Source organism: Psychrobacillus sp. FSL H8-0483, from assembly GCF_038637725.1.
In the GTDB taxonomy this organism is placed as follows: Bacteria; Bacillota; Bacilli; order Bacillales_A; family Planococcaceae; genus Psychrobacillus.
Window position 1 is genome coordinate 2,557,177 of the sequence record NZ_CP152052.1, and the last position, 12,312, is coordinate 2,569,488.

General features: G+C 35.3%; 13 protein-coding genes and 1 other annotated feature. Of the genes, 6 read left to right on the plus strand and 7 right to left on the minus strand.

The window, feature by feature from the left end; all coding sequences use genetic code 11:
• Positions 1–125: 125 nt before the first annotated feature.
• Complete coding sequence (locus MHB48_RS12200) at positions 126–596, minus strand: NUDIX domain-containing protein (RefSeq protein WP_342598333.1); 471 nt, start codon at positions 594–596, stop codon at positions 126–128.
• Between the two features lie 436 nt (positions 597–1,032).
• Between MHB48_RS12200 and MHB48_RS12205 the strand changes: the two genes are divergently transcribed.
• Together MHB48_RS12205 and MHB48_RS12210 are read left to right on the plus strand one after the other, a co-directional pair.
• Positions 1,033–1,512, plus strand: coding sequence for a DUF2975 domain-containing protein (locus MHB48_RS12205; RefSeq protein ID WP_342598334.1), 480 nt, complete (start codon positions 1,033–1,035; stop codon positions 1,510–1,512).
• Positions 1,513–1,639: 127 nt separating this feature from the next.
• A complete protein-coding gene (locus MHB48_RS12210; RefSeq protein WP_342598335.1) occupies positions 1,640–1,858 on the plus strand; it encodes a DUF3955 domain-containing protein in 219 nt (72 codons plus the stop codon).
• A gap of 342 nt (positions 1,859–2,200) precedes the next feature.
• On the opposite strand, the gene MHB48_RS12215 is transcribed toward MHB48_RS12210, so the two are convergent.
• Complete coding sequence (locus tag MHB48_RS12215; RefSeq protein WP_342598336.1) at positions 2,201–2,647, minus strand: NUDIX hydrolase; 447 nt, start codon at positions 2,645–2,647, stop codon at positions 2,201–2,203.
• Positions 2,648–3,255: 608 nt separating this feature from the next.
• On the opposite strand from MHB48_RS12215, the gene MHB48_RS12220 reads away from it, so the two are divergent.
• The gene (locus MHB48_RS12220; RefSeq protein ID WP_342598337.1) at positions 3,256–4,191 is read left to right on the plus strand and encodes a hypothetical protein; all 936 of its coding nucleotides are present in this window, start codon (positions 3,256–3,258) and stop codon (positions 4,189–4,191) included.
• A 491-nt stretch (positions 4,192–4,682) separates the two neighbouring features.
• On the opposite strand, the gene MHB48_RS12225 is transcribed toward MHB48_RS12220, so the two are convergent.
• Together MHB48_RS12225 and metG are read right to left on the minus strand one after the other, a co-directional pair.
• The gene (locus tag MHB48_RS12225) at positions 4,683–5,606 is read right to left on the minus strand and encodes an alpha/beta hydrolase (protein WP_342598338.1); all 924 of its coding nucleotides are present in this window, start codon (positions 5,604–5,606) and stop codon (positions 4,683–4,685) included.
• Positions 5,607–5,873: 267 nt separating this feature from the next.
• On the minus strand, positions 5,874–7,508 hold the full coding sequence (gene metG / locus MHB48_RS12230; protein WP_342598339.1) for a methionine--tRNA ligase: 1,635 nt from the start codon (positions 7,506–7,508) through the stop codon (positions 5,874–5,876).
• Positions 7,509–7,568: 60 nt separating this feature from the next.
• Positions 7,569–7,832, minus strand: a binding site (T-box leader).
• Positions 7,833–7,994: 162 nt separating this feature from the next.
• Here metG and MHB48_RS12235 point away from each other — a divergent pair.
• Positions 7,995–8,141 carry a hypothetical protein gene (locus MHB48_RS12235; protein ID WP_342601440.1) on the plus strand — a complete coding sequence of 49 codons (147 nt, stop codon included), beginning with the start codon at positions 7,995–7,997 and terminating at the stop codon, positions 8,139–8,141.
• A gap of 220 nt (positions 8,142–8,361) precedes the next feature.
• Here MHB48_RS12235 and MHB48_RS12240 read toward each other — a convergent pair whose 3' ends face one another.
• Both MHB48_RS12240 and MHB48_RS12245 read right to left on the minus strand, forming a co-directional pair.
• Entirely contained in the window at positions 8,362–8,841 is a 480-nt protein-coding gene (locus tag MHB48_RS12240) for a GNAT family N-acetyltransferase (protein ID WP_342598340.1), read from the minus strand.
• Between the two features lie 131 nt (positions 8,842–8,972).
• The gene (locus MHB48_RS12245) at positions 8,973–10,043 is read right to left on the minus strand and encodes a citrate/2-methylcitrate synthase (RefSeq protein ID WP_342598341.1); all 1,071 of its coding nucleotides are present in this window, start codon (positions 10,041–10,043) and stop codon (positions 8,973–8,975) included.
• Between the two features lie 104 nt (positions 10,044–10,147).
• Between MHB48_RS12245 and MHB48_RS12250 the strand changes: the two genes are divergently transcribed.
• On the plus strand, positions 10,148–11,029 hold the full coding sequence (locus MHB48_RS12250; protein ID WP_342598342.1) for a LysR family transcriptional regulator: 882 nt from the start codon (positions 10,148–10,150) through the stop codon (positions 11,027–11,029).
• 134 nt (positions 11,030–11,163) lie between these two features.
• Here MHB48_RS12250 and MHB48_RS12255 read toward each other — a convergent pair whose 3' ends face one another.
• Positions 11,164–11,574 carry a hypothetical protein gene (locus MHB48_RS12255; protein ID WP_342598343.1) on the minus strand — a complete coding sequence of 137 codons (411 nt, stop codon included), beginning with the start codon at positions 11,572–11,574 and terminating at the stop codon, positions 11,164–11,166.
• Positions 11,575–11,689: 115 nt separating this feature from the next.
• Between MHB48_RS12255 and MHB48_RS12260 the strand changes: the two genes are divergently transcribed.
• Complete coding sequence (locus MHB48_RS12260; protein ID WP_342598344.1) at positions 11,690–12,307, plus strand: hypothetical protein; 618 nt, start codon at positions 11,690–11,692, stop codon at positions 12,305–12,307.
• Positions 12,308–12,312 lie beyond the last annotated feature (5 nt).

A 12,312-nucleotide genomic window follows, 5' to 3' on the forward strand; every position in this document is an offset into this window, starting at 1 on the left:
GGGAGAAACAAAGCGAAACAAGAAATGCTACAGAGGTAGCAATGTTAGCCATCCATGAAGCCCTGCTTCACCAAAGAATAGGGAAAAAAAAATACATTCTTCCATGGTAGTTGAAGATGAAAGTTCTAACTTCTGTTTGTATCATCAATTGCAGAGTTTAAAGTACTCTCCCACCAAATATCCTTATTTCCATTTAAATAATTTTTTATCAAATTCCTAAATGGGTAAGGTTGTAAATTTATAGTATCCAAGTCATTCGCATTGCACCAGAAAAAATTAAGATGAGACTCACTTGATTTTGGGTTAAAACTTGTTGTTAATTCATCGTTTGTAACCTCAAATACTTGATTTATTTCGCAATTTAAAATGCCTTTTTTCTCCCACTTGTGTTCTACTAACCCAAGTAAACTAACCACTGTGCATGTTATTCCTAATTCTTCTTCTATCTCTCTTATCAGTGCATCTTTTGCACTTTCGCCAAATTCTATGTGACCACCTGGTAAAAATGTATTTGGATATCCGGTTGCTTGTGCAAGTAAAACTTTATTATCTTTTATAAAGATTCCCCTTGCTAAATGATGAAATGGATTAGGCAAGAAATTCTCCCCCTTACAATATTTTTTAACTGCATTTGGTACTTATTCTTTATCTCAGTAAAAAACCTTTAAATATGAATAGTTCTTCTTCAACTAATCTGTTCCGTTAGTTTAAGTACATTTCTTCACAATCTTTATAGTGATATTAACATAAATATCCAATAAAAAAATCATTTCGAAATCTATAGAGGATAGATGATTTTGAATCAAACTTTATTACAAATTATCAATCTTTATTATAAATAAACAACATTTAAGCAAAAGACCAGGACTCACTGTATTCATGAGTACCTGGTTTTAATTTACGAAAAATTATCCAAATGATGTTCATTTATATTAAAGTAATAATAATTTATTGTTTTACGATAAAAAAATATTGACTGAGGATGTGTTATCGGTTATCCTAACATTAGAAAGTTGAGAAGGCGATGAATCATTGAAACAGAAGGAATTTGCAAATTGGTTAAAAATTATTATTGTGGTTTGCTGGTTATTTGGTTTATTGTTCTGTTTCTATGTTGGACCAGAAACAAGGAAGAATATATTGTTAGATTCTGATTCCTTAAAAGAGTCATATAAACCTTTAATTGCTTTTATTTGGATAACTGGCATTCCTTACTTTTTTGCTTTATGTATTGGTTGGAGTATATGTTCAGACATTAATGTAGGCAACGATTTTACATTAAAAAATGCAATTAGTTTAAAGCGGATAAGTGTTTTAGCAATGACAGAAGCGGTTTTATATTTTATCGCATTACTTTATGTATTTATTAGTGGTAAATACAACACTAATCTATTAATGATTCTTTTTCTTATTCTATTTTTTGCAATTGTTATTTCTGTATTTACTTCTTTACTTTCTTATTTAATGCGTAAAGCAAGTGATATAAAGCAGGATAACGAATTAACGATTTGAGGTGTAACATGGTTATTATAGCTAATCTTCAACATTAGAAAAAAAATGTGAAGTATTAGACTGTCAGCCAGGTGATTTCTTGAAATATAAAAAATGATTAGACTAACTTTTATGGAGGAAAAATGATATGAAGAAAAAATATTTTATCGCATCAACACCAATTTTTTTAGGAGTATTCTGCTTTATTGCAAAGGCTATCATTGGAAGTAATGTAGCACCAGATGGTACCTTAGAAGAGCCCTTCTTCTTAATCCCAATTGGATTCTTATTGTTCTTCTTAGGGATTGTTTCTTTAATTGGAATAGCGCTAATTTCAATGATGAAAAAAACTCAAGTTTCGAATTAATAATGTTTATTAGTTCTTGAATATGAGAGGCTACCACCCGTTACATTAAGTTCATCTAAAAAAACCAGGTAATCACAAAAATTTGTGTGCCTGGTCATTTTTTATTACCAAAATAAGAGCGTTAGTTCTTAAACGAAAAAAAAGAAACCATATTCTTGTTTGGTTAGTGAGAAAACTGTGCAACGTGTGATGGCGATTGTTGTCATTATTAAATAATTGACGACCTTTAATCTACCCCCTATAATTGAATCTCCCAATAATAAGGCATGCCTATTAAAATCATTACTACACGAATTGCAAACAAACCAGTTCCTATTTTTTTACCATACATCTCCGCTACACTCAGACGTATTCAAAAATCTTTATATCTACCGAATCAATGTTGCCTATTTCGTCATACAAGTTCCATAGCACTATATCTGATGTTTCCTCATTTTCTATAAATGGTTGTAATTCTTTTATTGTTGTAAAGTAAACGGGATTAAATTTAATGTTCCCATTCATTGTATTTTTCACCTTCAATAAACCCTTGAATTCTATATCTGTTACTATTTGTCCAGTTTCTTCGTATAGTTCTCTTAATGCACATTCCTTCGGTGTTTCATTCTCTTCTCTTTGACCAGCAGGCACTTCCCATTGTTTACGATACTTGTTATAACAAAGAAGATATTTTTCTTTACATTTTATTACTGCGTAAGAACCTGCTAATGGCTGATAGTCATCTATATCCTTCTCTTTTAAACTAATAAATTCAAGTAATTCAAATCCATTATTCTTAGTAGTATTCAAATAATTCCCCCCTTATGATCCTCTAAATATTTTCTTCTCGTCATTTAAATTCCTGTACTTTACTTTCCTTCTTCAACTAACCTACCCCTTTAGCCATCCATGCAGCACAGAGAATGAAAATGGATAGAGGAGTCAATACTTGTAGTCCACCGAAATCAATAGCCTTATTAATGTACGATCTCCTCTTTTTTTACGATTAAGCTGGGGTCTTCTTAAGTATTGTCATTTTCCTTTTGTTGAAGAAATTAATTTTCATGATAGTTGAACAAGAAAAAAGAGTTGCATTGCAACTCAATGATCTTTAACTAAAGCACCATTATAGTTTAAGAAACATTGTAGGTTGTTGAATTAGCTAACGATGTCATATTTTTTAAGGTTTAAAAAAATTCTTTAATAAAATCCAAAAGTCACCGAACGCAAATATATTAGGAACAAATAATAAGCTTTTTATCTACTTTCATCGTGAATATAATCTCTCCGTTCAAAGCTATAGATTAGTAAATTACTATAGAAAGCTGATTTATATATTATACGAGAGTATAACACAATCAAACTTATTAAATCTTTCATATACTTTCATATATTTATTATTTGAAAGGATGGTGTATATGGGAATAGGACCACATATGATTGATTTGGGTACGCTCGGGGGAACTGTCAGTGTTGCTATTGGTATTAATGACCGTGGACAGATTGTAGGAGGATCTCGGACGGCTAATGATTTGGAACTACATGCTTTCCTATGGCAAAACGGTGTGATGACCGATCTCGGTACGCTTGGTGGATTCAACGGTTATGCTACTAGTATAAATGACCGTGGACAGATTGTGGGAGGATCGCAAACGGCTACTAGTGGGGAATTCCATGCTTTCCTATGGCAAAACAGTGTGATGACCGATCTCGGTACGCTTGGTGGAAGCAATAGTCAAGCTAATGATATTAATAACCGTGGACAGATTGTAGGAGATTCGCAAATGGCTAATGGGGAAACTCATGCTTTCCTATTGCAAAAAAACGGTGTGATGACCGATCTTGGTACGCTTGGTGGGAGCTTTAGTGGCGCTATTAGTATAAATGACCGTGAACAGGTTGTGGGATTTTCGGATACGGCTAATGGGGAAGTCCATGCTTTCCTTTGGCAAAACGGTGTGATGACCGATCTCGGTACGCTTGGTGGAAGCTTTAGTGGCGCTGATAGTATAAATGACCATGAACAGGTTGTGGGAATTTCGGAAACGGCTAATGGGGAAGCTCATGCTTTCCTATGGCAAAACGGTGTGATGACCGATCTCGGTACGCTTGGTGGAAGCTTTAGTGGCGCTACTAGTATAAATGACCGTGAACAGGTTGTGGGATTATCGGATACGGTTAATGGGGAAAGTCATGCTTTCCTTTGGCAAAAAGGCGTGATGACTGATCTCGATACGCTCGGGGGAACCTTCAGTTTTGCTTCTGATATTAATAACCGTAGACAGGTTGTGGGAGATTCGGAAACGGCTAATGGGGAAGATCATGCTTTCCTATGGCAAAAGCAGATTCCATAAATCCACTAATGGCAAAGAAGTTCACCTAATGAAACAATCACACAATCGCTAGCCTGCTATTCAACAGATGAAATATATACTTATGTCAACAAGCGGGTCTTCAAATAATTGCAGTTTACCCGGGTGGAGCAATTAATTTTGATACTTGGCAGTTTGAGGAAGTCACTTCGTTATCAAATTGTTTATCTTACCGAATTAAAGTAAAAAGATTTTAATTCATGTTTTTTAAAGAGGCTACTAGCAAGTTGCTAGTAACCTCTTTAATGTATATATAAAATTTTAGATTCCAATTAATATTCCTTATTTAACTAACCTGCCCCTTTAGTTCAATAAGAAGAATGTTTTACTCGTTCTTAAAGTAGAGGACCTATTAGTTTAAGTGCAATCCTTTTACAATCTTATATCCGGACCATTTAATGACAAAAATGCTACCTAAATGACGCTCTAGGTATTTAACTCAAGCACTCTTAATTTGCAGTTGAAGACCTCACTTAGTTATTAATGATCTCAATAATTTTTTGTTGAGCATCTTTAGCTTCAGGAATTGGAAATACAACAAACACATGATTCATTTTTGGATAAACAAATGTATTGTTCTCAATTCCTTGCTCTGTTAGTTTTTCGTCAAGTTTTATAGCATCTGGATATAAACCTTCGTGCGTGCCAATAAAGTGAGTGATTTTCCCAAGTCCTTTAAAGTTACCGTAGATTGGACTAATTAATGGGTCATCTATGTTCTTATCAGCTGCCCAAATCCTTGTAATCACTTCCATTCCTCCAATAGCCAACATTGGGTCCTTTTTTTCATATTCAGGTATAAGAGGGTTATCAAGCCCCATATCAACACATGCAGATAGCAAAATGATATCTTTTGGTTGAGGTATATTATTCCTCTTTAATAGTTGTGCCAAACTAAGTGATATATTTCCGCCTGCCGAATCCCCCATGATGGTCAATTGTTTAGGACTTTCAACGGTTCCAAGGATTTCTTTATATAGGTTTACGAGTTTAGGGTAGGTGTGCTGATAATTAAAATTAGGTACTTTAGGATAAATAGGTGCAATAATTTTTGCATTTAATGATTGAGCCATTTTATCCATGAACCTCCAGTGAAAAATTAAAGGTTGATTAGTCCAGGCACCTCCATGTATATAGAGAATTACTTTTTGTTTCATAGATTTTTGGTCATTTAATGTGAAAACCTTTATGTCCTCAATTACTTGCTCCTTAATTTCACAGGAAAATTTAGCCTTCTCTATAACATATGGCTTAATATTTTCAATTCCCCTTTGTTTTACGAACTGCGAGGTGTTTTCAATAGAGGAAAAACCCTTTTTTGTATTTCGCAATGTTAGATATTTTTCAAAAAGATAACTTTGTATAGAACGTTTTTTACTGTAAATTTGTAAACTCATTTTTATATCCCCTTTCACAATCCCCTTTTTTTATTGATCATTCTGTTCAGTGTATGAAATAACGTAAATGGTTATTTTCTCTTCATCAGAAGTTTTTAACAAATTTGAAAGCATGTTTTGAATAGAACATAGAATTCTAATCATCTTTTCAAGTTGTTATTCACAACACCCTTTAAACACCAATCTTAATGTTAATTTACATATATTAACTTATTCAATACCATTTCAAAATACTCCTTCTTCAACCCTGCTACTTCATTGGTACCTCTATATAGATTGCTTTACTAGATAATCCATTTCCTCTTGTATCGTATTTGTGTCTATTCTTTCAAACAAAGGTTTTATATCATGTAATTGCTTATGCCCCACCGTTATCGGCTGCCAACTAAATTCATTTATGTGCAGGGTTTTTCTCACCTCTTCACTGGAAAAAGGTAAAAAAGGTGACAGTATTTGTGCTGCATTTGCAATGATGTACACAGAAGTTGCAATCGTTTCCTTGCACACTTGTAAATTTTCTTTCACCTGAATCCAAGGTTTCTGTTCATCAAAGAACTTATTTGCGTTTCGAATGTAAGTAAATATCGTTTCTAATGCTAATTTGAAATGACCCTTCTCGATTTGATTGCCGATATCTGTATATAATTTCTCTGTTAAATCACGGATGTCTTTATTTATTTCATTATCAGGAATATTTCCTCCAAAGGACTTTTCCATAAACTTTAATGTGCGGTTAATAAAATTCCCATAGGCCCCAAGCAGCTCTGAATTATGACTGTAAATAAATTCTCTCCAAGAGAAGTCCGTATCGCGATTTTCAGGAGCATTGATCGTTAAAAAGTATCGCAGAGAATCTGGATGGTATTTGTCTAATACATAAGGGACCCAAACAGCCCAATTTTGACTAGTGGATATCTTTCTTTTCTCCAAAGTCAAATATTCATTCGAGATAATATGAGTTGGTAAAGATTTATTATTAATCCCCATTAATATAGCTGGCCATATAAGTGTATGAAATGGAATATTATCTTTCCCATGCACATAGTAAGACGTTGTTTGATCCGACCAAAACGTTTCATCGTCTTTGTTGAGATATTTCGCCCATTGCTTGCTTGCCGAAAAATAACCGGAAACTGCCTCTATCCATACATATACTTTTTTCTCCTCGTAGCCTTTGACTGGAATACTAACCCCATTTGGAAGATCCCTTGATGCAGCACGGTCCTGTAGCCCTTCATTTAGATAACGCGCAGACAGCTGAATGGCATTGTCTCGCCAAGTTCCATTCTTCTTTGCTTTGTTCACATAACTTTCTAACTGCTTTTGAAATTTACTTAATGCAAAATAAAAGTGTTCTGTCGTCCGAATACTCGGCTCATTTCCACACAACTTACATTTGCGGTTGCTTAGATCGAGTGGATCTAAAATTGTAGAACATACATCACACTGGTCTCCCCGTGCTCGACTTCCGCAGTTTGGACAATTACCTTCCACATACCTGTCAGGTAAAAACTGCTGGTCAACCTCACAATACGTTTGCTCTATTTCTTTTTTGTAAATAAAGCCATTCTCTACTAACTCTAAAAAGATTTCCCGGACTACTTCGTGATGATTCGGACTATCGGTTCGTGTATAAAAGTCGTACGAGAATCCTAAGCGGTTAAAGGAATCCACAAATTCTGCGTGGTATCTATCCGCCACATCTTTTGTTGTTATCCCTTCTGAGTTTGCACGTATCGATATGGGTGTGCCATTACAATCACTTCCGGATACATACAATACTTCTTCCCCTTTCAGCCTGAAATACCTTGCTAAAATATCCCCTGGCAATAGTGCTGCAATATGGCCTAAATGTAATGAACCATTCGCATACGGCCATGCTCCTCCAATAAAAATACTCATTCTTAATCCCTCCAAAAATAGTGTAAAAACAAAAAAGACCCCATCCTTATCGAAAAACTCGATAAGGACGAGGTCTAAATGACTCGTGGTACCACCTTAATGCTCAAACGATTCACACCGTCTGACTCCATAAGTACATAGCAAAAAATGCTTTTATACTTTGACATGGATAACAAGTGCCAAATCTTGTCGTAGCCTACTAATTCTTAAACGTTCAGTACGAAGCTCAGAGATCATGTTCAAATGATTAGTTTGCCTCATTTCCACCGACAGAAGCTCTCTTTATAACATCATCACTTTACTTTTCCTCTTCATAGCCATGATATTTAGTTTACACTATATAATACGCAAAATTCAGAAAAAATCAAGTGATTCTTTATAATGATATATTCTAGTATACAAGTCATCCACCCTGAACTTTTAAAACCTTTCAGCTCCTCTCTTAATTATGTTAAAATATGTATATTGTTATAGGGAGTGAAACAGTTGAGACGTTTTATCGATGATTTAGCAGGAGCTATTCAAGACATTCTTTATTATTTTTCTTATTTTTTTGCAGGGCTTATTATAATTGGATTGCCACTTTTAGTAATTGTTATTCTATTTAATTGGATTAGTGCTATTTTTATATAGACCTATTTTTATTTAGAATTATTACTTTCCATCTAACTCTATTTTAAGTTCTCGCATGGCGCTTCTTTTATAGAAAGAAGGGTGGATTGTTAGTCGTTGACACTCGTAGGTGATATTTATCAACTCTATTGTTTTGGAAAAACTATTGATCGATATTTCGAGAATGTTTCTTTTAATATTTCAAACATTTGTTACGCTAAGTGGTGCGAAAACTTGTTAATTAATCTCTAAGTGGTAATGTCATTTTTCTGCTTACACTCTCCAAGCCTCTCTGACTATAAAAGGTTATCGCATTCTGATTAAATTCCCATACATTTAAGTCCAATGAAGATGCGCCTCTTTGCTTTGCCCACTTGACACAAGCATCAAATAACTCTTTTCCGTAGCCTCTTTTCTGATAAGATTCTTTCATTCCAAAATCATTCATATAAGCAAAAACTCTTGGCATCATTGAGTCAAAATCAGGTGCTACTTTTAATTCCATTACCGCAAACCCTACCATTTCTTCATTTAATGTTGCTACCAGTACATCTGAGTCTGGATCTGCAAGAAGTTCATTAAAGTAACTCCTAGGCATTGCATGTTCTACTTTTTTAAATAGGTGAGGTAACGCTAAAGCATGTTCATCGTGGCCTTCTTTTACTATTTCGTTTACCGTTTCATAATGTTCCAGCTTGGCAGTTTCAATTATGACATTCATACACAACTTCCTTACTTTCATAAATTTTATACGTCTAGTTAGTTGTATATTCTCCATCGTTTATTATTTATCCTGTATTTTATTGGCATAAAAAAAGCTGCAGACCAACTTCACTTGGTCTGCAACTGTTGTTATTTTAGCTCACCCACATAAATAGATTGTGGGCGGAAAAGGGTGTTGTCTCTTGTTTGCTCGATAGCGTGGGCAGTCCAGCCAACCATTCTCGCTATACTGAATGTCGGGGTAAATAGTTCTGCTGGCATATCAATGGAACGCATGATAGCTGCTGCATAATACTCGACATTCGTGTAGAGTTTACGCCCCGGCTTATGCTTTGCAAGTAAATCAATTATTTCTTTTTCTGCAATTGTTGCTATATCTAACCATGGATCTTTTCCTTGTAGGCTCAAACATTTCTCACGCAATAGGATGGAACGAGGATCCTCCGTTTTGTATATACGGTGGCCGAAGCCCATTATCTTTTCCCCATTTTCCATTTTATTTTCTATAATTGTTCGAATCATGGATGGATCTTTCATTTCATTTAACAAGGAAATGACTCCAGATGGTGCACCTCCGTGAAGTGGCCCTTTCATCGTACCGAGTGCAGAAGTAACAGCTGAGGTTAGGTCCGATTCAGTAGAAATTGTCACTCTTGCGGCAAATGTCGAGGCATTCAGCCCATGCTCCATTGTTAGCTTCAAATATGACTCTAATGCTTCTACTTGTACATCACTCGGTACTTCTCCGTTTAGCATCCACAAGTAATTCGCTGTATGTGATAAATCTTCTCTTGATTCAACAATCGGTAGCGACTGCTGATTTCGGTAATGTCTTGCAACAATAATTGGCAGTGCTGCTGTTAAAATCACCGCCTGCTCCTCTATTGTTTTCTCCTTAAAGTCCTCATGTGCATAAGAAGAGATCGCCGTTCTCATCGCATCCATGAGGGATACGCCCTTTGGAAGCGAATCAATAATTACATTCACATGATTAGGAAGTTCTCTATACTTATTTAAACTATTTCCTTCGTTTTTTGATTGTTCCCCACTCCATAGAAAATTCGCCACTTCTTCAAACGTTCTTGTTGTGACGAGCTCATCCACCTTCACTCCACGGTATCTAAGTTCTCCAACTTCTCCATCTACTGAAGCAATATGCGTATGAACTGCCACAATATCTTTTAATCCTTTTTGATACATACAAAATCCCTCCTTGCATTTAGTATATTAGAGGAACTTGATAATAAAAATTAAATATATATAATTGAAATAATTAATATTATTAATTAAGGAGCGAGGAAAATATGGAGTATCAATGGCTTAAAACGTTTTGTATAGCAGCAGAAACGCTTAACTTTCGAAAGGCTTCGGAGAAATTGGTCATGTCCCAGCCAAGCGTTACTGTTCATATACGATTATTAGAGGAACACTTAGGTACGACTCTTTTTGACAGACAAAATAATCGCGTATCGCTGTCCGATGCTGGTAGGTTCTTTCTTCCTGAAGCACAGCAAATAGTGAACAGCATTGAAAATAGCGTCAATAAAGTGTTTTCATTTACGCAAGGGTATCGGCGGAACTGGACTATCGCCATTTCTCCTCTTATGGCTGAAACGATTCTCCCCCATTTTTTGCGTTCCTTCATGAAACTTCATCCTGACTTGGAGATAAACATTCGTGTGGAGGAATCCTATAAGATTGAAGAGCTCGTCGAAGTAGGAGATGTGAATATCGGTATCTCAGCATTAGATGCTAAGCAGAAAAATATTGAATCCATTTCCATTTATGAGGATCCGATATTATTCGTTATGCCGGTCGATGGCTATGATGAAGAAAGTGGACCACCAATCGATGTGAAAGAGATACTACAGAGGAATTACTTATTTACACACCATCATCCTGTCTTTTGGGATGACCTACTTTTTAAACTACATAAACAGGTCGTCGGACTGCGCACGATGAAAGTGACCCAAGCACATATCACAAAACGATTTATCCAAGACGGTCTCGGCGTCTCCTTTCTCCCTCATTCAATTGTAAGACGCGAACTAATCGAAGGGAAAATCATGCAGCCACACTTCGATCTATTTGAGCTACCATCTGTCTCAACCTTCATTATCGTAAAAAAGAAAGGTGCTTTGGAAGAAGAATTTATTAACCAAATTTCCAAGTACTTTTTTGGATAGAACATGATTTTGCATTTCCAAGAATGACTGAACGTAAAACTATTTTTCGACGTACTATCCTGGAAATAGTTGAATAATCATCCCCCTACAATATGTGAATAAACAGGAAAGAGACCTTGAAATGATAAAAGGTCTCAGTTTCTAAAATAGATTCTCAAAACCTCGTCCATACCCCACCCCACAAACGAGATAAGCGTCGAAGGTATTAAGAAATATAAATCACCCCAGTTGAAATTAGTCAAGATTGACCTAGAATCAGCTAACAGCATAAAAAAGAAGGGAAAACTGATACCGAAAAGTAAATGGATAGCAAATGAAGATAATACTCGTTTTGTACCAATTAATCTGTCATTCATTTTATCTGAAAGAATTGATACAGGAACCCCAAATAAAAGAGTTACTGGTATTGCATACATACTCGCAAAGATTATTAACCCTGGTATCTCACTTATCGTACTCTGTTCAATGAGCATAAAACAAAAACCGATAATGGGCATACATATTATTACAGTAAACATAAATGCAAATAACTTTCTTCTAAACATTTCATCTCCCCTTCTGTATGATCTAAAGTTCGTAAAATAATTAGAGTACAGAAAATTCATTCACATGTAACTTGTTATCTAGTATAACCGTCTAAAATTAAAAGGAGGGAAAACATTGGAAAAAGAAACACGAAAAAAGAGTAAGGTTAGGTTTGCATTTCTGTTCATGATGGCTTTTCTATGTATGTTTAATTACTCCCCTATCAATAGCTTCGCTTGTTCCTGTATGCAGCCCGATACTGCGCAGGCTGAATTGGACCGAAGTGCAGCGGTTTTCTCTGGGAAAGTTGTCGACATGGTAGATGTAAATAAAAATAATTCCATCCAATCCTCTGCTGACCCAATTGCAGTTCTATTTGAAGTGAAAGAAACGTGGAAGGGTCTCGATCAAACACAAGTCATTATTTATACGGAAAGAGATTCTGCCAGTTGTGGCTATGAATTTACTTTAGATCAACAATATCTAGTATACGCAAACGAAACGGATGGAGAACTTAGAACGGGTCTCTGTTCCAGAACCACTCCACTATTAACAGCTGACATGGATTTAGATGAACTAGGAATAGGGGAGAAACCAACCGAGCAAGTATCGATTAACTTAAACGACTTAAAAGGTGAAGAGCAACCATCCTCTGATAACTCAGCAAATAATATTCTATATATAATTTTACTAGTTGTAGGCTTATTGTTAGTTGTTATTTATATTGCACGGACCAATAAGAAAAATGAATGATATTG